Source organism: Glutamicibacter soli (genome assembly GCF_052322135.1).
GTDB classification, from domain to species: Bacteria; Actinomycetota; Actinomycetes; order Actinomycetales; family Micrococcaceae; genus Glutamicibacter; species Glutamicibacter soli.
Genome location: NZ_CM125969.1, coordinates 89,489 through 111,089, shown reverse-complemented (window position 1 = coordinate 111,089; position 21,601 = coordinate 89,489). Strand labels below are relative to the sequence as shown.

10 protein-coding genes and 5 rRNA genes are annotated in these 21,601 nt (G+C 58.9%); 1 reads left to right on the top strand and 14 read right to left on the bottom strand.

The window, feature by feature from the left end:
* Window positions 1-5: 5 nt before the first annotated feature.
* The 7 genes from ACTX90_RS00520 to ACTX90_RS00490 all read right to left on the bottom strand — a co-directional run bounded on the left by ACTX90_RS00520 (window position 6) and on the right by ACTX90_RS00490 (window position 14,400).
* Window positions 6-3,144, bottom strand: a 23S ribosomal RNA gene (locus ACTX90_RS00520).
* Window positions 3,145-3,723: 579 nt separating this feature from the next.
* Window positions 3,724-5,249: ribosomal RNA gene (locus tag ACTX90_RS00515) — 16S ribosomal RNA — on the bottom strand.
* Together the 16S and 23S rRNA genes form the textbook arrangement of a ribosomal RNA operon.
* Window positions 5,250-6,993: 1,744 nt before the next feature.
* Entirely contained in the window at window positions 6,994-8,088 is a 1,095-nt protein-coding gene (locus ACTX90_RS00510) for a type II toxin-antitoxin system HipA family toxin (RefSeq protein ID WP_443443968.1), read from the bottom strand.
* Window positions 8,089-8,185: 97 nt separating this feature from the next.
* Window positions 8,186-8,386 carry a helix-turn-helix domain-containing protein gene (locus ACTX90_RS00505; RefSeq protein WP_047117849.1) on the bottom strand — a complete coding sequence of 67 codons (201 nt, stop codon included), beginning with the start codon at window positions 8,384-8,386 and terminating at the stop codon, window positions 8,186-8,188.
* Window positions 8,387-8,886: 500 nt separating this feature from the next.
* Window positions 8,887-9,003, bottom strand: a 5S ribosomal RNA gene (rrf, locus tag ACTX90_RS00500).
* A 153-nt stretch (window positions 9,004-9,156) separates the two neighbouring features.
* Window positions 9,157-12,295: ribosomal RNA gene (locus tag ACTX90_RS00495) — 23S ribosomal RNA — on the bottom strand.
* A 579-nt stretch (window positions 12,296-12,874) separates the two neighbouring features.
* Window positions 12,875-14,400: ribosomal RNA gene (locus ACTX90_RS00490) — 16S ribosomal RNA — on the bottom strand.
* 455 nt (window positions 14,401-14,855) lie between these two features.
* Between ACTX90_RS00490 and ACTX90_RS00485 the strand changes: the two genes are divergently transcribed.
* Window positions 14,856-15,812 carry an NAD(P)H-dependent flavin oxidoreductase gene (locus ACTX90_RS00485; protein ID WP_053797144.1) on the top strand — a complete coding sequence of 319 codons (957 nt, stop codon included), beginning with the start codon at window positions 14,856-14,858 and terminating at the stop codon, window positions 15,810-15,812.
* Here the strand turns inward: ACTX90_RS00485 and panC are convergent.
* From panC to folP, 7 genes are read right to left on the bottom strand one after another with little or no spacing between them, the layout of a single operon-like run.
* On the bottom strand, window positions 15,809-16,675 hold the full coding sequence (gene panC / locus ACTX90_RS00480) for a pantoate--beta-alanine ligase (RefSeq protein ID WP_047119042.1): 867 nt from the start codon (window positions 16,673-16,675) through the stop codon (window positions 15,809-15,811). The genes ACTX90_RS00485 and panC overlap by 4 nt on opposite strands.
* Before the next feature lie 4 nt (window positions 16,676-16,679).
* The gene (locus ACTX90_RS00475) at window positions 16,680-17,546 is read right to left on the bottom strand and encodes a Rossmann-like and DUF2520 domain-containing protein (RefSeq protein ID WP_047119041.1); all 867 of its coding nucleotides are present in this window, start codon (window positions 17,544-17,546) and stop codon (window positions 16,680-16,682) included.
* A 23-nt stretch (window positions 17,547-17,569) separates the two neighbouring features.
* On the bottom strand, window positions 17,570-18,943 hold the full coding sequence (locus ACTX90_RS00470) for a PH domain-containing protein (protein WP_053797143.1): 1,374 nt from the start codon (window positions 18,941-18,943) through the stop codon (window positions 17,570-17,572).
* On the bottom strand, window positions 18,940-19,425 hold the full coding sequence (locus ACTX90_RS00465; RefSeq protein ID WP_443442683.1) for a PH domain-containing protein: 486 nt from the start codon (window positions 19,423-19,425) through the stop codon (window positions 18,940-18,942). The genes ACTX90_RS00470 and ACTX90_RS00465 overlap by 4 nt, the downstream gene beginning before the upstream one ends.
* On the bottom strand, window positions 19,406-19,879 hold the full coding sequence (locus tag ACTX90_RS00460; protein WP_047119038.1) for a DUF3180 domain-containing protein: 474 nt from the start codon (window positions 19,877-19,879) through the stop codon (window positions 19,406-19,408). Before ACTX90_RS00460 ends, ACTX90_RS00465 begins: the two co-directional genes overlap by 20 nt.
* Entirely contained in the window at window positions 19,876-20,709 is an 834-nt protein-coding gene (folK, locus tag ACTX90_RS00455; RefSeq protein ID WP_047119037.1) for a 2-amino-4-hydroxy-6-hydroxymethyldihydropteridine diphosphokinase, read from the bottom strand. The genes ACTX90_RS00460 and folK overlap by 4 nt, the downstream gene beginning before the upstream one ends.
* The gene (folP, locus tag ACTX90_RS00450; RefSeq protein WP_047119036.1) at window positions 20,696-21,598 is read right to left on the bottom strand and encodes a dihydropteroate synthase; all 903 of its coding nucleotides are present in this window, start codon (window positions 21,596-21,598) and stop codon (window positions 20,696-20,698) included. Before folP ends, folK begins: the two co-directional genes overlap by 14 nt.
* Window positions 21,599-21,601: the final 3 nt, after the last annotated feature.

Below are 21,601 nucleotides of genomic sequence, written 5' to 3'. Positions count from 1 at the left end.
ATAGTGTGTTGTAAGCCATCGGCCTATTAGTACAGGTCAGCTACACAAGTCTTTGGTCCTTGCTTCCACATCCTGCCTATCAACCCAGTAATCTAGCTGGGGGCCTCACCCACACAAGGTGGATGGAAATCTCATCTCGAAGCAGGCTTCCCGCTTAGATGCTTTCAGCGGTTATCCCTTCCAAACGTAGCTAATCAGCGATGCACTTGGCAGTACAACTGACACACCAGAGGTTCGTCCGTCCCGGTCCTCTCGTACTAAGGACAGCCCTTCTCAAATTTCCAACGCGCGCAGCGGATAGGGACCGAACTGTCTCACGACGTTCTAAACCCAGCTCGCGTACCGCTTTAATGGGCGAACAGCCCAACCCTTGGGACCTACTCCAGCCCCAGGATGCGACGAGCCGACATCGAGGTGCCAAACCATGCCGTCGATATGGACTCTTGGGCAAGATCAGCCTGTTATCCCCGAGGTACCTTTTATCCGTTGAGCGACGGCCCTTCCACGAGGTGCCGCCGGATCACTAGTCCCGACTTTCGTCCCTGCTCGAGCTGTCACTCTCACAGTCAAGCTCCCTTGTGCACTTACACTCAACACCTGATTGCCAACCAGGCTGAGGGAACCTTTGGGCGCCTCCGTTACATTTTAGGAGGCAACCGCCCCAGTTAAACTACCCATCAGGCACTGTCCCTGAACCAGATCATGGTCCGAAGTTAGGTGACCGGTACAGCCAGAGTGGTATTTCAACGATGACTCCACCCGAACTAGCGTCCGAGCTTCACAGTCTCCCACCTATCCTACACAAGCTGCACCGAACACCAATACCAAACTATAGTAAAGGTCTCGGGGTCTTTCCGTCCTGCTGCGCGTAACGAGCATCTTTACTCGTACTGCAATTTCGCCGAGTTCATGGTTGAGACAGCGGGGAAGTCGTTACTCCATTCGTGCAGGTCGGAACTTACCCGACAAGGAATTTCGCTACCTTAGGATGGTTATAGTTACCACCGCCGTTTACTGGGGCTTAAATTCTCAGCTTCGCACACAAGTGTGCTAACCGGTCCTCTTAACCTTCCAGCACCGGGCAGGAGTCAGTCCGTATACATCGTCTTGCGACTTCGCACGGACCTGTGTTTTTAGTAAACAGTCGCTTCCCCCTGGTCTCTGCGGCCCACACCCGCCTCCCCACCGCAAGGGTGGTTCACGGGGCAGGCCCCCCTTCTTCCGAAGTTACGGGGGCATTTTGCCGAGTTCCTTAACCATGATTCTCTCGATCGCCTTAGTATTCTCTACCTGATCACCTGTGTCGGTTTAGGGTACGGGCGGACTGGGACCTCGCGCCGATGCTTTTCTAGGCAGCATAGGATCACCGAATCACCCCACAAACGGGGCGCCTATCAGGTCTCAGAAACAATGAACAGCGGATTTGCCTACCGTTCTTCCTACACCCTTGGACCAGGTCAATTCCATTGCCTGGCTCGGCTACCTTCCTGCGTCACACCTGTTAATACGCTGACCTCACAACATCGGTTCCCACCACACCAACCAACAAGACACCTAAAAGGCATCAACGCTGGAATCCGTCATGGTTAGCATCCATTGCTCAGTATGGGCGGTCCTTCGCCGGTACGGGAATATCAACCCGTTGTCCATCGACTACGCCTGTCGGCCTCGCCTTAGGTCCCGACTAACCCAGGGCAGATTAGCTTGACCCTGGAACCCTTGATCATTCGGCGGACGGGTTTCTCACCCGTCATTCGCTACTCATGCCTGCATTCTCACTCGTGTGGCCTCCACCGCTGGTTTCCACCGCGACTTCACCGTCCACACGACGCTCCCCTACCCATCCAAACCACTGGACCACAAAGGCCAATGACATGTTTGAATGACGCAACTTCGGCGGTGTGCTTGAGCCCCGCTACATTATCGGCGCGGAATCACTTGACCAGTGAGCTATTACGCACTCTTTCAAGGGTGGCTGCTTCTAAGCCAACCTCCTGGTTGTCACAGCAACTCCACATCCTTTCCCACTTAGCACACGCTTAGGGGCCTTAGTTGGCGTTCTGGGCTGTTTCCCTCTCGACTATGAAGCTTATCCCCCACAGTCTCACTGCTGCGCTCTGACTTACCGGCATTCGGAGTTTGGCTAAGGTCAGTAACCTTGTAGGGCCCATCGCCTATCCAGTAGCTCTACCTCCAGCAAGAAACACGCAACGCTGCACCTAAATGCATTTCGGGGAGAACCAGCTATCACGAAGTTTGATTGGCCTTTCACCCCTACCCACAGCTCATCCCCTCCATTTTCAACTGAAGTGGGTTCGGTCCTCCACACGCTCTTACACGCGCTTCAACCTGGCCATGGGTAGATCACTTCGCTTCGGGTCTAGATCACGCCACTCACTCGCCCTATTCAGACTCGCTTTCGCTACGGCTTCCCCCCACGGGTTAACCTCGCGACGTAACACTAACTCGCAGGCTCATTCTTCAAAAGGCACGCCATCACAACCACAAGTGGCTGCTCTAACGGATTGTAAGCGCACGGTTTCAGGTACTATTTCACTCCCCTCCCGGGGTACTTTTCACCATTCCCTCACGGTACTGATTCACTATCGGTCATCAAGTAGTATTCAGGCTTACCAGGTGGTCCTGGCAGATTCACACAAGGTTTCACGGGCCCCGTGCTACTCGGGCATCCACACAAGAACGGCAGACACGCATTACACCTACGGGACTATCACCCTCTCTGGTCCGGCATTCCAACCGATTCACCTATACGCCTGCACCTCATCCCACCAGCGTAGATAGAACTGGTACATGTGGACCCCACAACCCCGATGATGCAACGCCTATCCGCTATCACACACCAACCGGTTTAGCCCCATCCGCGTTCGCTCGCCACTACTAACGGAATCACTATTGTTTTCTCTTCCTGCGGGTACTGAGATGTTTCACTTCCCCGCGTTCCCTCCACACAGCCTATACATTCAGCTGCAGGTCACACCACATAACATGGTGCGGGGTTCCCCCATTCGGAAATCCTGGCCTCAACGTCCGGTTATCGACTCCACCAGGCTTATCGCAGATTCCCACGTCCTTCATCGGCTCTTGATGCCAAGGCATCCACCGTGCGCCCTTAAAAACTTCAACACAAAACAAAGTTCTCAAAAATTGAGCTATAAAACAATCAACAAAATCACTACAAACAAGACTCAAACACCACACACACCCAGGACAGGCACGCACAGCTCATCTTGTCTGCAAGATGCTCGCGTTCACTATACAGTTCCCAAACAACAACCCCGCACCCCCAACAACAGCACCCCACACACCAGCCCCAAAAGGACCAGCCAGGACACCATGCCAGCAGACACAGGACAAACACCGAAACACCAAGCACCCAACCACCAAACCCCGCAAAGGGACCAGGCGGCCAGGAGGCTTGTTGCCTCAAAACCCAACAGTGCACCAAACATACCCATTCGCATCCCATGACCCATGCGCCCTTCCAACACCACCAACCCCACAAGAGGGCCGGCACTGCGTACTAAACCACACACGCCACACAACACAAACCATGCCAACACCCGAACCCCCGAAAACAACCACACGATCGCCCTCGAAAACCCGTTTCCCGGTGTTGAGTTCATTGACATTCCACCCTCGAGCAACCCACCTGCACCACACTCGGGCACAGACATGGGCAACCAAAACTGGTTAGCTCCTTAGAAAGGAGGTGATCCAGCCGCACCTTCCGGTACGGCTACCTTGTTACGACTTAGTCCCAATCGCCAGTCCCACCTTCGACGACTCCCCCCACACAAGGTGGTTAGGCCATCGGCTTCGGGTGTTACCAACTTTCGTGACTTGACGGGCGGTGTGTACAAGGCCCGGGAACGTATTCACCGCAGCGTTGCTGATCTGCGATTACTAGCGACTCCGACTTCATGGGGTCGAGTTGCAGACCCCAATCCGAACTGAGACCGGCTTTTAGGGATTAGCTCCACCTCACAGTATCGCAACCCATTGTACCGGCCATTGTAGCATGCGTGAAGCCCAAGACATAAGGGGCATGATGATTTGACGTCATCCCCACCTTCCTCCGAGTTGACCCCGGCAGTCTCCCATGAGTCCCCGGCATAACCCGCTGGCAACATGGAACGAGGGTTGCGCTCGTTGCGGGACTTAACCCAACATCTCACGACACGAGCTGACGACAACCATGCACCACCTGTGAACCAGCCCCGAAGGGAAACCCCATCTCTGAGGCGATCTGGAACATGTCAAGCCTTGGTAAGGTTCTTCGCGTTGCATCGAATTAATCCGCATGCTCCGCCGCTTGTGCGGGCCCCCGTCAATTCCTTTGAGTTTTAGCCTTGCGGCCGTACTCCCCAGGCGGGGCACTTAATGCGTTAGCTACGGCGCGGAAAACGTGGAATGTCCCCCACACCTAGTGCCCAACGTTTACGGCATGGACTACCAGGGTATCTAATCCTGTTCGCTCCCCATGCTTTCGCTCCTCAGCGTCAGTAAATGCCCAGAGACCTGCCTTCGCCATCGGTGTTCCTCCTGATATCTGCGCATTTCACCGCTACACCAGGAATTCCAGTCTCCCCTACATCACTCTAGTCTGCCCGTACCCACCGCAGATCCGAGGTTGAGCCTCGGACTTTCACGATAGACGCGACAAACCGCCTACGAGCTCTTTACGCCCAATAAATCCGGATAACGCTTGCGCCCTACGTATTACCGCGGCTGCTGGCACGTAGTTAGCCGGCGCTTCTTCTGCAGGTACCGTCACTTTCGCTTCTTCCCTACTGAAAGAGGTTTACAACCCGAAGGCCGTCATCCCTCACGCGGCGTCGCTGCATCAGGCTTGCGCCCATTGTGCAATATTCCCCACTGCTGCCTCCCGTAGGAGTCTGGGCCGTGTCTCAGTCCCAGTGTGGCCGGTCACCCTCTCAGGCCGGCTACCCGTCGTCGCCTTGGTGAGCCATTACCTCACCAACAAGCTGATAGGCCGCGAGTCCATCCCCAACCGATAAATCTTTCCACCCTCAACCATGCGGTCAAAAGTCATATCCGGTATTAGACCCAGTTTCCCGGGCTTATCCCAGAGTCAGGGGCAGGTTACTCACGTGTTACTCACCCGTTCGCCACTAATCCACCCAGCAAGCTGGGCTTCATCGTTCGACTTGCATGTGTTAAGCACGCCGCCAGCGTTCATCCTGAGCCAGGATCAAACTCTCCATAAAAAACAAAAAGCCACCACAACCCCACCGGAAAAAGACGGGGCCACACGTGGTGATGAAATCCTGGCGAATAAAAACACTCGGAACAACACACGGGGGTGCATCATCCCAAGCAAAATGTTTCGTATTCACCAAACAAAAAATAATTTGGTATCAACAAACTTGGCACACTATTGAGTTCTCAAACAACAAACACTTACCGGTTCTCCGCCACCCCATTCCAGGAGGCGATATCGTCCAGCGTTATATTCATATTCTATAATCATTGAATTCTGAAAGTCAAATCGATTCTTTGTGATTTGAACCAGTATTCTTTGATTCCCATTCAATTCCAGCTTATCCACACATGGTGTGGAAAACCTTGATTTTCCGGGGTTTTCGCCGCCTCGTCCTGGTCGGTTGGTGTTCCGTCCGGCTCGTGGCGACAAGGAAAAACTATACACGGGTTGTCGGGGGTCTGCAAATCGGCGGGGTGCTGCGGGGCGGTGAGCGTGGACACATAAAAACGAGGCCATTTCTGGATCCCGATAATCGATGTTTTTTGTATGCCCATGAGCGCAGGAAGCAATAACGAGCCCAGTCGACTGATGGGCAGCAATCTACAGTGTGGATTCCGCCCGACCCCGGGCCGGCCCTTTCACGCTCCTGGAATCACCTTCCGGAAACTTGCGAAACGTCCTTGCCGGCGAAGGCCCATAAGACTCCCAACCGTTCACGTCGTTGTTGTGGACTCCCACCCCGTGCACGACAGCCTGCTGCATCTGGGGAGCCTGTATTAAGATCCCTGCTTCCAATGATTTTGATGGGGCACTCTTAGGCAGTCTCAATATTGCACCAGTACTTCGCCGCGCTCTGCCCAAACTTCAGTCACGGTGCAGAGCTCATGATCGTTCTTCCAAACGACCTTGCCAATTCTGCGCAGTTGCAATATCTCGTAGTACATCGGTTCTGCTGGCACCGGCATTCTGGCAACCCGCCAACACCTGTGAGCGCCCGGCAGCATCTATTGATCGGGTTGCTTCCGCCGCGGTTCGAAGTCAAGAGCCTCCGGTCGCCGGAGCTGCAGTTGCTCGCAGGGAACCACGACTGGCTCACTCGAACGTACTTTCGATCCGTCTACTTGCAAAGGTATGGTTGGCAAGACGGAGTATGGCATGTGGCTGGAAGCGAAGCGTGCGGGCCTGCTGTGCTTCCGATAGCCGGCGCTGCCCATCGGGGCGAAAGGCTTCTAGAACCTCTGTTGCCCGTTCAGCGCCAGCTTCAGACCAAGGCGCGTAAATTAGTCTCGGCCCTACCATAGGTAGAACGCCGTGGCCTTCTGGGCAACATGCTGGACGATTTCCCCTGCAGTTTGCAGATATTCACACCGATAAGAGGTCTTTGACCGTTGCCTGCCCTCAGGCCAGCAGATCTGCCGTGATGCGGGTTCGATAGTAATGCATGAGCGAAAGAGTGTGCTAGCTCGGCGAAGGCAACGTATGGCGTGAACCTGGATTCCCGGCCAACAACAGGTGTGCATGCAAACTAGTGTTCGCCAACGCTCGATCATTCAGTTTTGTGGACACCACTCGTCCAAGGAACGCCAGTATGGGGCGAGCAACCGTTCCGCCTTCGCGCCACAGCAGGATCAACGATGAAACTGGCTACCTCTGCCCAAGACTGCTCGTTTGGCTACGAACGAGCCAAGAGAACTAGCGCCCGAAGAAGATTTCCCGAGAATAGCACCGAGCATGTAACGACTGATGCTTCAGCTGACTGCTAGCCGGCGAAAACGCAGCTCCCTTTGTGTCCCGCGTAGAGGGGATCCACTGAAAGGAAGCGCGCTCAGGTCGATGCTGTTCGCTGCCCTCAGGGCCAGCTGGTTTGCGGAAGCTGCGGCTTTATCGGTCAGGCCGAGTACCCGCGCAAACTCTTCCCAGTGCTTACGGCGGAGGTTCTTTGTCTTGCCCGCAACCGTGAGGGCCAATGTATCGTCGCCATAGATTAAAGTGCACGGAACATCGTAAATTGGTGCAATCGCGAAGCGTCCGTCTTGGCCAGCCAGCATGGATACGTTCTTTCCATGTAAGTCACCGTTGCCACTGAGCCATGCGAAGAGAAACTGAATGTAGAGGTTCCTCTTGGCAAGGAGTGGAGCGTGCCAATTCCGAGCCAGGGCTTCGGATACTTCCTCGGAGGTTACCAAGTACTTCGCGCTCGGTGGAGGGTTCAGCACCTGCGTAGCGTCATCCAATGCCAACTTCTTCGATCCAGATACACCAGCTCTGTACACTCTGCCGAAACGTTCAACCAGCAGTCCTCCAAGTTGATGCGCGTCATGGACCAGCTTGCTCTTCACGACAGGGAGTTTCAGAAACCTTGCTGCAGCGAGAGGTGCTGCTTCATTTACGATGAGATGTGGATGATCGCGTGGATCCAATTTGAGCATGTATGCATTCCCAGCCAATGACATCGGCGTAGTAAGCATCGTGGCGCTGATCTTTTCCTGAACCCCAGGAATTGAGTGCAGATCAAGCGACTTCGCCAAGGCTGTGAAGTCCAGTTCAGAAGGTTTCAAAAATTCTGCAAGTGCCGGCGGTTGCGTCAGCGCTGTTCCGGCAGGGACGATGCTGACGTTGCCCGGTGTATCCGCCCCTACGATCATGAGCAGTGTCAGCTCGTCTGACATGCTCGTCTTAGCCGCATGCTTCAGCACTGTGAGCCTGTGACCCTCAGGAAGCATCCCTGAGAAGAAGGAGGGAAGGGCACCCCGTGCGCCGGTATACGGCCCTTCGCGGGTCGGCAAAGAGGATGCAATGCGCGGTGCACCCGAAGCCAAATATGAGTCGGAGTAGGAGAACACCACGCTGCCGTCTTGACGTCGAGCTAGCTTCCCGGCAATACATCCTCGTAGTAGACATCCGCCTCTTGTACTTGTTTGAGATCCTGAAGTTCGTAGGTCACTTCTCCACCATGAGCTTTATTCCCAATACGGATGCAGTTGAAACAACGGCGCTAAAAGATGGGTTGCCCTGCCCACTTTCCATCGATCTCAATGTTCGTTCAGAGATTCCAGCCAGGTCGGCAAGCTGTTCCTGAGTAAGGCCGTTCTCCTTACGCACTGATTGAATCACTGCGCCGATCTCCGACAATGAACTCATGAGAATCTCCAGACCGGCAGAATATCGCCGTAAGTAGCAGTCTAATCATCATAGCCTCAAGAGGTAAACAATTCGGTAGAATACTGCCGAATTAGCATCGCCAACTCAAGGTTCATAGATTTCGACTAGCTAATCAGCAGAATACTGCCAACATAAGCTCCGCAGCTTGAGGGGCCGAGTCCCGGTATTGGACAACTCGACACAGAGCACTAAAAGTTAACCTTGCAGCTGAACTCCGCATAAACAGGAAAACGGGGGAACTTCTGCTCCCCCACTACCAAACTGCCTTGCCCCACGCCATCCCCACGGGGCCGGCCGCAGGACAGCACCCCAGACCGCCCAGAGGGCACCGCGCCGCCACCGAAAACCCAGGTTAAACAACGAAACGGGGGAGCCACCGCTCCCCCACCGCACCAGCCACCCGCCAGGCGCCCAAGCACCGACCGGGTTAAACAGCAGAAGGCCCCAACACTGTTGGAGCCTCCCACTTCTCAAGTTAAGTCCGGCGGTGACCTACTCTCCCACACCCTCACGAGTGCAGTACCATCGGCGCAATGGGCCTTAGCTTCCGGGTTCGGTATGGGACCGGGCGTTTCCCCCACGCTATGACCGCCGTAACAATCACGAAGCACACAAACCAACCATGGTGGTCCGGTGGATTCGTCCTTGCAAAGTCTCTTATTTTGTGGTTCGAGGTTGTTGTCTCGTAACCGCATAGTGAACGCGAACAATCAGAAAAACGTATTTTGTCGACACACAGTTTAGATAGTGTGTTGTAAGCCATCGGCCTATTAGTACAGGTCAGCTACACAAGTCTTTGGTCCTTGCTTCCACATCCTGCCTATCAACCCAGTAATCTAGCTGGGGGCCTCACCCACACAAGGTGGATGGAAATCTCATCTCGAAGCAGGCTTCCCGCTTAGATGCTTTCAGCGGTTATCCCTTCCAAACGTAGCTAATCAGCGATGCACTTGGCAGTACAACTGACACACCAGAGGTTCGTCCGTCCCGGTCCTCTCGTACTAAGGACAGCCCTTCTCAAATTTCCAACGCGCGCAGCGGATAGGGACCGAACTGTCTCACGACGTTCTAAACCCAGCTCGCGTACCGCTTTAATGGGCGAACAGCCCAACCCTTGGGACCTACTCCAGCCCCAGGATGCGACGAGCCGACATCGAGGTGCCAAACCATGCCGTCGATATGGACTCTTGGGCAAGATCAGCCTGTTATCCCCGAGGTACCTTTTATCCGTTGAGCGACGGCCCTTCCACGAGGTGCCGCCGGATCACTAGTCCCGACTTTCGTCCCTGCTCGAGCTGTCACTCTCACAGTCAAGCTCCCTTGTGCACTTACACTCAACACCTGATTGCCAACCAGGCTGAGGGAACCTTTGGGCGCCTCCGTTACATTTTAGGAGGCAACCGCCCCAGTTAAACTACCCATCAGGCACTGTCCCTGAACCAGATCATGGTCCGAAGTTAGGTGACCGGTACAGCCAGAGTGGTATTTCAACGATGACTCCACCCGAACTAGCGTCCGAGCTTCACAGTCTCCCACCTATCCTACACAAGCTGCACCGAACACCAATACCAAACTATAGTAAAGGTCTCGGGGTCTTTCCGTCCTGCTGCGCGTAACGAGCATCTTTACTCGTACTGCAATTTCGCCGAGTTCATGGTTGAGACAGCGGGGAAGTCGTTACTCCATTCGTGCAGGTCGGAACTTACCCGACAAGGAATTTCGCTACCTTAGGATGGTTATAGTTACCACCGCCGTTTACTGGGGCTTAAATTCTCAGCTTCGCACACAAGTGTGCTAACCGGTCCTCTTAACCTTCCAGCACCGGGCAGGAGTCAGTCCGTATACATCGTCTTGCGACTTCGCACGGACCTGTGTTTTTAGTAAACAGTCGCTTCCCCCTGGTCTCTGCGGCCCACACCCGCCTCCCCACCGCAAGGGTGGTTCACGGGGCAGGCCCCCCTTCTTCCGAAGTTACGGGGGCATTTTGCCGAGTTCCTTAACCATGATTCTCTCGATCGCCTTAGTATTCTCTACCTGATCACCTGTGTCGGTTTAGGGTACGGGCGGACTGGGACCTCGCGCCGATGCTTTTCTAGGCAGCATAGGATCACCGAATCACCCCACAAACGGGGCGCCTATCAGGTCTCAGAAACAATGAACAGCGGATTTGCCTACCGTTCTTCCTACACCCTTGGACCAGGTCAATTCCATTGCCTGGCTCGGCTACCTTCCTGCGTCACACCTGTTAATACGCTGACCTCACAACATCGGTTCCCACCACACCAACCAACAAGACACCTAAAAGGCATCAACGCTGGAATCCGTCATGGTTAGCATCCATTGCTCAGTATGGGCGGTCCTTCGCCGGTACGGGAATATCAACCCGTTGTCCATCGACTACGCCTGTCGGCCTCGCCTTAGGTCCCGACTAACCCAGGGCAGATTAGCTTGACCCTGGAACCCTTGATCATTCGGCGGACGGGTTTCTCACCCGTCATTCGCTACTCATGCCTGCATTCTCACTCGTGTGGCCTCCACCGCTGGTTTCCACCGCGACTTCACCGTCCACACGACGCTCCCCTACCCATCCAAACCACTGGACCACAAAGGCCAATGACATGTTTGAATGACGCAACTTCGGCGGTGTGCTTGAGCCCCGCTACATTATCGGCGCGGAATCACTTGACCAGTGAGCTATTACGCACTCTTTCAAGGGTGGCTGCTTCTAAGCCAACCTCCTGGTTGTCACAGCAACTCCACATCCTTTCCCACTTAGCACACGCTTAGGGGCCTTAGTTGGCGTTCTGGGCTGTTTCCCTCTCGACTATGAAGCTTATCCCCCACAGTCTCACTGCTGCGCTCTGACTTACCGGCATTCGGAGTTTGGCTAAGGTCAGTAACCTTGTAGGGCCCATCGCCTATCCAGTAGCTCTACCTCCAGCAAGAAACACGCAACGCTGCACCTAAATGCATTTCGGGGAGAACCAGCTATCACGAAGTTTGATTGGCCTTTCACCCCTACCCACAGCTCATCCCCTCCATTTTCAACTGAAGTGGGTTCGGTCCTCCACACGCTCTTACACGCGCTTCAACCTGGCCATGGGTAGATCACTTCGCTTCGGGTCTAGATCACGCCACTGACTCGCCCTATTCAGACTCGCTTTCGCTACGGCTTCCCCCCACGGGTTAACCTCGCGACGTAACACTAACTCGCAGGCTCATTCTTCAAAAGGCACGCCATCACAACCACAAGTGGCTGCTCTAACGGATTGTAAGCGCACGGTTTCAGGTACTATTTCACTCCCCTCCCGGGGTACTTTTCACCATTCCCTCACGGTACTGATTCACTATCGGTCATCAAGTAGTATTCAGGCTTACCAGGTGGTCCTGGCAGATTCACACAAGGTTTCACGGGCCCCGTGCTACTCGGGCATCCACACAAGAACGGCAGACACGCATTACACCTACGGGACTATCACCCTCTCTGGTCCGGCATTCCAACCGATTCACCTATACGCCTGCACCTCATCCCACCAGCGTAGATAGAACTGGTACATGTGGACCCCACAACCCCGATGATGCAACGCCTATCCGCTATCACACACCAACCGGTTTAGCCCCATCCGCGTTCGCTCGCCACTACTAACGGAATCACTATTGTTTTCTCTTCCTGCGGGTACTGAGATGTTTCACTTCCCCGCGTTCCCTCCACACAGCCTATACATTCAGCTGCAGGTCACACCACATAACATGGTGCGGGGTTCCCCCATTCGGAAATCCTGGCCTCAACGTCCGGTTATCGACTCCACCAGGCTTATCGCAGATTCCCACGTCCTTCATCGGCTCTTGATGCCAAGGCATCCACCGTGCGCCCTTAAAAACTTCAACACAAAACAAAGTTCTCAAAAATTGAGCTATAAAACAATCAACAAAATCACTACAAACAAGACTCAAACACCACACACACCCAGGACAGGCACGTGCAACTCATCTTGTCTGCAAGATGCTCGCGTTCACTATACAGTTCCCAAACAACAACCCCGCACCCCCAACAACAGCACCCCACACACCAGCCCCAAAAGGACCAGCCAGGACACCATGCCAGCAGACACAGGACAAACACCGAAACACCAAGCACCCAACCACCACACCCCGCAAAGGGACCAGGCGGCCAGGAGGCTTGTTGCCTCAAAACCCAACAGTGCACCAAACATACCCATTCGCATCCCATGACCCATGCGCCCTTCCAACACCACCAACCCCACAAGAGGGCCGGCACTGCGTACTAAACCACACACGCCACACAACACAAACCATGCCAACACCCGAACCCCCGAAAACAACCACACGATCGCCCTCGAAAACCCGTTTCCCAGTGTTGAGTTCATTGACATTCCACCCTCGAGCAACCCACCTGCACCACACTCGGGCACAGACATGGGCAACCAAAACTGGTTAGCTCCTTAGAAAGGAGGTGATCCAGCCGCACCTTCCGGTACGGCTACCTTGTTACGACTTAGTCCCAATCGCCAGTCCCACCTTCGACGACTCCCCCCACACAAGGTGGTTAGGCCATCGGCTTCGGGTGTTACCAACTTTCGTGACTTGACGGGCGGTGTGTACAAGGCCCGGGAACGTATTCACCGCAGCGTTGCTGATCTGCGATTACTAGCGACTCCGACTTCATGGGGTCGAGTTGCAGACCCCAATCCGAACTGAGACCGGCTTTTAGGGATTAGCTCCACCTCACAGTATCGCAACCCATTGTACCGGCCATTGTAGCATGCGTGAAGCCCAAGACATAAGGGGCATGATGATTTGACGTCATCCCCACCTTCCTCCGAGTTGACCCCGGCAGTCTCCCATGAGTCCCCGGCATAACCCGCTGGCAACATGGAACGAGGGTTGCGCTCGTTGCGGGACTTAACCCAACATCTCACGACACGAGCTGACGACAACCATGCACCACCTGTGAACCAGCCCCGAAGGGAAACCCCATCTCTGAGGCGATCTGGAACATGTCAAGCCTTGGTAAGGTTCTTCGCGTTGCATCGAATTAATCCGCATGCTCCGCCGCTTGTGCGGGCCCCCGTCAATTCCTTTGAGTTTTAGCCTTGCGGCCGTACTCCCCAGGCGGGGCACTTAATGCGTTAGCTACGGCGCGGAAAACGTGGAATGTCCCCCACACCTAGTGCCCAACGTTTACGGCATGGACTACCAGGGTATCTAATCCTGTTCGCTCCCCATGCTTTCGCTCCTCAGCGTCAGTAAATGCCCAGAGACCTGCCTTCGCCATCGGTGTTCCTCCTGATATCTGCGCATTTCACCGCTACACCAGGAATTCCAGTCTCCCCTACATCACTCTAGTCTGCCCGTACCCACCGCAGATCCGAGGTTGAGCCTCGGACTTTCACGATAGACGCGACAAACCGCCTACGAGCTCTTTACGCCCAATAAATCCGGATAACGCTTGCGCCCTACGTATTACCGCGGCTGCTGGCACGTAGTTAGCCGGCGCTTCTTCTGCAGGTACCGTCACTTTCGCTTCTTCCCTACTGAAAGAGGTTTACAACCCGAAGGCCGTCATCCCTCACGCGGCGTCGCTGCATCAGGCTTGCGCCCATTGTGCAATATTCCCCACTGCTGCCTCCCGTAGGAGTCTGGGCCGTGTCTCAGTCCCAGTGTGGCCGGTCACCCTCTCAGGCCGGCTACCCGTCGTCGCCTTGGTGAGCCATTACCTCACCAACAAGCTGATAGGCCGCGAGTCCATCCCCAACCGATAAATCTTTCCACCCTCAACCATGCGGTCAAAAGTCATATCCGGTATTAGACCCAGTTTCCCGGGCTTATCCCAGAGTCAGGGGCAGGTTACTCACGTGTTACTCACCCGTTCGCCACTAATCCACCCAGCAAGCTGGGCTTCATCGTTCGACTTGCATGTGTTAAGCACGCCGCCAGCGTTCATCCTGAGCCAGGATCAAACTCTCCATAAAAAACAAAAAGCCACCACAACCCCACCGGAAAAAGACGGGGCCACACGTGGTGATGAAATCCTGGCGAATAAAAACACTCGGAACAACACACGGGGGTGCATCATCCCAAGCAAAATGTTTCGTATTCACCAAACAAAAAATAATTTGGTATCAACAAACTTGGCACACTATTGAGTTCTCAAACAACAAACACTCTCGACACCGCATCCCGAACCCGAAGGGTTCGAGCTGCTTCGCTCCGGAGCAACTTTTCAAGCTTACCAGACTTCGTGAGCCGATCAAAATCGATCGAAATCTTCAAGTGAAAAGTGATTGGCCACCGCGTGAACAGCTCGTGTATTTCGGGCTGTTTTCCTTGCGGCAACAGATAAAAACTATACAGGTCATTTTCGGATGTTTCAAATCGGCGGGCCGCGTTCTAGGTCACATTCATGGTGCTGTTCTAGTCTGGGCGTATGAGCGACCTGCAGAAACTTCTTGGATACCGTGAACCAATCTTCAATGCTTCCATGGCAGGAGCCGCAGGTGGTGCCATGGCCGCTGCCGTCAGCGCGGCCGGCGGGGTCGGGATGATCGGGGTCTCCCCGGCGCCCACTGCCGAGTGGATCAAGGCCCAGGCATCCCACGTGTCGGAGATCGACACTCCCTGGGGTGTCGGCTTCATGGGTTGGGCGCTGGAGGCGGACCTGTCACCGCTTGAATCGTTTCTCGAGTACGGCCCCTCGCTGGTTTCAATCAGCTTCGGCGATGTCACCCGCGCCGCGGCCTTGGCCCACGAAGCGGGCGTGCTGACAGCCATGCAGGTTGGCAACGCCGCAGACCTGGAACGTGCACTGCAGGACGACATCGACATCGTCATCGCCCGGGGCGGCGAAGGCGGCGGACACGGCCGCAATGAATCCGGGACGCTGCCGCTGCTGCAACTGGCCTGCGCCCAGACGCAGAAGCCGGTGATTGCGGCTGGCGGCATCGGAACCGCTGCGGGGATCGCCGCAGTGCTTGCCGCCGGCGCCGAAGCGGCCTGGATCGGAACCCGGTTCCTGTCCACCAAGGAAGCCAGCGGACACGAGAACCTGAAAGCGGCGGTGCGCGCTTCGGGGCTGGATGACACCGTCTACACCCGGGCCTTCGACATAGCCCAGCAGCTGCCGTGGGCCCCTGAGTTCGGCGGCCGCGCCTTGGCCAATGACTTCAGCAACCGCTACGCCGATGACCTCGTGTCCCTGGAAGCCACCGAGGAACTGCGCGAACGCATGGTCCGCGCCCGCGCCGAGGCGGACGTGGCGTTGGCCCCCGTCTATGCGGGCCAAGCTGTGGAATTCGTCCAGCGCGAGGAAACCTGCGCCGAGGTGCTGGCCGAGCTGGGAGGCTTCCGCAGGATCCTGTCGGACGCCGCCCAGCGCTTCGCCTAGATCGGCTGGTTGTCGATCAGCCGCACGCCGCCCACGGTGGCGGCGACAAGGATCAGCCCCTCCCCGGTGAAGGGGGTGTCCTGGCAGTTGAACGCCAGTTCCTGCAGGTTGGCCGGATCGACCACCACGAAGTAGTCGAGCTCCACCAGCGGCTCCATCTGGAACATGCCGATGGCGTCCTCCAGGTTCAGCGGCTCGTGGCGGGCTGCCCGGCCGGCGATCAGCGATATCGCCCGGTGCAGCACCAGGGCGGCCTGCAGCTGTTCCTCGTTGAGCAGCGCATTGCGGCTGGACAGCGCCAAGCCTTTTTCGCTGCGCACGATCGGCACCGAACGCAGCTGCACCGCGTAGTCAAGGTCGGCGACCATACGCTGGATCAGCACGACCTGCTGGGCGTCCTTCTGCCCGAAGTAGGCGCGGTATTCGCCCTGGCGCGGGTCGGCCAGGTGCAGCAGCTTGGCCACCACGGCCAGCATCCCGTCGAAATGCCCCGGGCGGGAGGCGCCCTCGTACATCTCGCCCAGTGCACCGGAATTCAGCCGGATCAGCGGCAGCCCCGCATGGTAGATTTCCTGCGCCTCGGGCGCGAACACGATGTCGACGCCGGCGCCGGCGGCCAGCTGGACGTCGGAGTCCAGGGTGCGCGGGTACTTGGAGTAGTCGGCGGCGTCGTTGAACTGCAGCTCGTTCACGAAGACCGAGATGACAACGAGCTCGTTTTCCTCGCGGGCCGCCTTGAACAGCGACGCGTGCCCGTCGTGCAGGGCGCCCATGGTCGGGACAAAGCCCAGGGACCCCGGGTTTGCTTCGGCAATGGCTGCCTTCAATTCGCTGCGGGTCTTGACGATTTTTGGGGTTTTCACCCTCTTATTCTAGAACTCGCAGCAGTTCCTCAAGCGTCGGCTGGGATATCAGGCCCCGGGCGGCCGCCCGCAGCGCGGTGGCGCGCGAGAGGCTGCGGTAGCTGTCGTTGGTTTCCGCCGGATCGGATTCCAGCGCGGACAGGTGCGCCTGCACCGTTCCGACGTCCCCGCGGGACACCGGGCCGGTCAGCGCACCGGCTCCCGAGCGCAGCGCGTTGTCCAGGCTCGCGTACATCAGCGCGCGCAGCGTATTCGACGGCTCTTCGACACCGATGCGGCGCAGCATGTCCGCGGACTGCGCGGTGATGGTGTTCAGGTGGTTGGCGGCGTGGGCCAGCGCCGCGTGGTAGCTGACGCGGTCCTGCTCGGCGATGACCACCGGCTCCCCGCGCATCTCCACCACCAGCGCCTGGGCCACCGGCAGCATGATCTCGTCGGCAGTCACCGCGAAGACGCAGTCGGTCAACCGCTGCAGGTCCATGCTCATGCCGGTGAAGGTCATGGCCGGGTGGATGGCCAGCCCAAAGGCGCCGGTATCCAGCGCCGGCTGCAGGATCCCGGTGCCGTAGCGTCCGGCGGTATGGGCAATCAGCTGCCCGCTGGTGAAGTGCCCTGCGGCGGCAAGCCCCGCCACCAGTTCGCCGAGCACGTCGTCGGGCACGGCGAACAGCACCAGTTCGCTGCGCCGCAGGATCTCTGCCGGGTCCAGGATCTCGACCCCGGGCAGCAGCGCGTCCGCGCGGTCCTTCGAATCCTGCGAGACCGCATGGATTCCGGTGATCCGGTGGCCGCTGGCGGCCAGGGCGGCGCCGAGCACCGTGCCGACCTTGCCGGCGGAGATGATGCCGATTCCCAAGCGTGGTGCGTCCACGTCCTACCTTCCGCGACGAAAAATTACCTGCCGGCGATGCGGCGGGATTGTTCCTCAAAGAACTTACCAGCGATTTGGGCATCCACCTGCTGTATGTAGCCGGTGACAGTGCCGCCGGCGCTGTAGATGCGCAGCCCCGCCAGCTGCCGGCGGCGCTCCAGCGGGCCCTGGCGCAGCATCAGGCCCTGCACCCGGTTGTGCGCGGTGAAGGCGGTGACCCGGGCGAGCCAGCCGTAGCGGGTAATCACTGTGGTGTCGGTGGCCAGGAACCCCTGGTTTTTCCACGCCCCCGGTGACAGCGGCCTGGCCCGCTGCGGGGACAGCGTGAATCCGTGCTCCTCGCCTCCGGAGTTGATCGCGGTGAACAGCACCTTGCGCTGGTTCTCCACCCCGAGGTCCGGCAACAGGATGCCCATGACCCGGGCAACCGCGTCGAAGTCCCCGACCGGCAGCACCAGCAGGTTCTGGGCCTCCTCCTGCGAGCCGACGCCCAGCGCGTTGACCTCGACGCGGTACCAGCCCAGCAGCCGCCACAGGGCCGGGGAAGTGACTTGGATGGATTGGACGCGGCCTGCGGGGATGGACTGCTGGCGGGTGTCGGCCAGGCCGCGGCTGACGCGCAGCCCGGTGTCCGTGGCCGCGGCGCTGAAGTTCCAGGAGTTGTTCAGCTCCTTGTAGAACCAGCCGCCGAAGGCCAGCAGCGCCGGGATCAAGCCGGCCACCATGCCGCCGATGCCGCTGAGCGTCATGATGCCCAGGGCCAGCGCGCTGAGCAGGCCGATGATGGTGGGCATGCGCAGGAACAGGGAGGCGAGCAGCCTGCCGTGGGGCACCTTGGCCATCAGCACACCGGTCTCCGGCGCGGCACCGGCCGGTGCGACGTCGTGGGGAGCTTGTTCCGTTTCCGGCACGTCCGGCTGCGCCTGGCCTCCCCGGGCTGCGTGCGCCCGGTCCAGGATCAGCGCGCGCAGCTGCTGCGCGTCGGCCTTGCGCAGGAAGGACAGCCGCAGCATGGATTGGCTGCCGTCGGCCACGTCGAAGTGCAGTTCGGCCAGGCCCAGGAGCCGGGCCACCAGCGGCTGCGCCACCTCGATTCCCTGCACCCTGTCGATGCGCGCCTGCTTCTGGCTGCGGAAGATCATCCCGGAGTTCACGTACACGTGGCTCGGGGTGATCATGTAGCGGGTGAAATACCAGGACAGGGCGTAGAACACGAGCACCACCAGCAGCGCTCCCGCACCGATGACCACGGTCCAGCGCAGCCTTTCGCCGCTGAGCCGCTCGGCCAGCGTCAGGTCATTGGTGTTCTGCCAGTAGATGTAGGCCAGGCCCACGATGGCCACCCAGCCGCGCACAAACGGGCTGGCCGGATGGACCCGCTGCCACTGGTCGGTCATAACATCTTCGCTTCGCCCGCGGCGCTCAGCCGTTCGCGCAGGTCTTCGCCGGTGCGCTGCCCAAGGCCGGGGATCACTGCGGTGGCGGAGCCGGAGGCGGTGTTCAAGGTGAGCTTGCACAGCCCGTACTTGCGTTCCAGCGGACCACTGGTGACTTCCACGTACTGCATGCGCCCGTAGGGGATGACCAGCTGCTTGCGCCACATCACCCCGGAGCGCACCACGAGATCCTCCTCGCGCTCCAGGTAGCCCAGCGCCCGCACTCGGCGGCGCAGCAGGCGCAGCACCAGCAGGGCGACGAGCAGCACCGCCAGCGGCGGCACGATGGCCAGCCAGTTCGGGGTCTGCACGCCGAACAGCCGCAGGATCAGCGGCACCAGCGCGATCAGCAGGTACAGGGCGGTGTTCAGCGCCCAGCCGATCAGCTTGACGGTGAAGTATTCGGGAGCGACCGGCCGGAAGTCATTCGGTGACCGTTCCATCGGCGATTCCATCGGTATTGTCCTCCGGATCTTCGGGTGGAAGTTTGCAAAGGTGCTGCACGACATACCCGATGACCACCATGAACAGGCCGGCTCCGGCCAGCACGATGGCGCGGGTCAGGCTCGGCGAGGCGCCGGCGTTCACCCACAGGTTGACCAGCGCCGGCAGATGCCAGCCGGTGATCAGCGCGCCGGCGTAGGCCGCCGCCTGGGCCAGCACCAGGGTGCGGGCCGCGGCGATCGCGTCGAAGTGGGCCTTGCCCAGGGTCGAGCGCTTGACCCGGATGCCCAGGAACAGCACCACCGCGCACACCGCGCCGAGCGAATACAGCGCCGTGTAGTCCAGCACCGGGGTTGAATGCCCCGCCGCGACGAACAGGCGCAGCGCCACCCAGCCCAGGACCGCCCCGAGCAGGGTGCACCACACCAGCGAGAGAACCTTCAGCCGGGTCATAGCCGGATGATGTCCTTGGTGTCCGCCGCCTGCTGCGCGAGCCGGGAGACCAGCTGGCCGCCGAGCACGGCGTCCGGGTCCATCCAGCTCCACGGGGCCAGCACGAAGCCACGGATGGCGGCGCGCGGATGCGGCAGCGTCAGCCTCGGGTCCTCGAGCACCAGGTGGTCGTAGGTGATCAGGTCCAGATCCAGCGTGCGCGCCTCCCAGCGCACCTCGCGGGTGCGGTGGTGCGCGGCCTCGATGCGCTGGCACAGATCCAGCAGCTCATGCGGGGAGCGCTGCGTGCGCACCTCGATGACCTGGTTGGTGTAGTCCGGCTGGTCCGGCGGGCCGCCCACGGGCTTGGTGACAGCCAGCGGGGAGACCTTCAGGATCTGGACTTCCTCGCCGAGCTCGGCCACGGCGGCGGCCAGCGTGGCCTGCGGGTCGCCCAGGTTGGCGCCCAGCGCGATGACCGCGGTGTGCAGCGTCTGGTGGCGGACCAGGCAAATGCTCACGTCGCTGAACGGCACCGGGATCGGCGCCTGCGGCTTGTGCACCACGACCTCCACGGTGGCCACGGTCGGGTAGGCGGCCAGGATCGCCTCGGCGATCTCGCTGCCGAGCTTCTCGATCAGGTCCCAGGGACCGGCCTGGATCTGGGCGACCACCAGCTCGCTGACCTCGCCGTAGTGCACGGTGTCGGCGACGTTGTCGCTGGCCGCCGCGCGGGAGATGTCCACGTGCAGCACCACGTCGACGACGAAGCTCTGCCCGTCGCGCTTTTCGAAGTCGAAAACGCCGTGGTAGCCGATCGCGGAAATCCCGGAAATGCTAATTCGGTCCATGGGCCTTCACGACTTTCAGGGCGTCGCGCGATCCCTGCACGTCATGCACGCGCACCGCCCAGGCGCCGTCGGCGGCCGCCAGCACGGTGGTGGCCAGGGTCGCCGCGTCGCGGCCCAGCGGTTCGCGCGCAGCGCCGCCCTCGGCCAGCAGCTCGCCCAGGAAGCGCTTGCGGCTGGTGCCGACCAGCACGCGGTGGCCCAGGTCCTCGAAGGCCTGCAGGCTCTTGAGCAGCGCCCAGTTGTGCGCGGCGTCCTTGGCGAAGCCAAGCCCCGGATCCAGGATGATCTGCTCGGGCTTCACGCCGCGGGCCACGAAGTCGTCGCGCAGCGCGCGCAGCTCGGCCAGCACCTCGGCTGCCACATCCTGGTAGTTGGCCTGGGTGACCATGTTCTGCGCGGTGCCGCGGCGGTGCATCAGCACGTAGGGAACACCGGTGAGCGCGATCAGCTCCGGCATGCCTGGCTCGTAGGTCAGCCCGGAGACGTCGTTGATCAGGTGCGCGCCGGCGGCGATGGCCGCTCGGGCGGTGTCCACGTGCATGGTGTCCACGGAGACCACCGCACCGGCCTTGACCAGCGCCTCGATGACCGGCAGGATGCGCTCCTGCTCGATCTCCGGGTCCACCGCGGCGGCGCCGGGGCGGGTGGATTCCCCGCCCACGTCGATGATGTCGGCGCCGGCGTAGAGCAGCTTCAGGCCCTGCGCGATGGCTGCCTCGCGCTGCAGGTAGGCGCCTCCGTCGGAGAAGGAGTCCTCGGTGACGTTCAGGATGCCCATGACCAGGGTGCGGTCGGTCGGCAGGTCGGCAAAGGTTTTCTGCTTGATCTTGCGGATCACGGTCAACGGGCTGGTGGCCGGACCGGTGCCCGGGATTGCTCCAAGAGACATAGG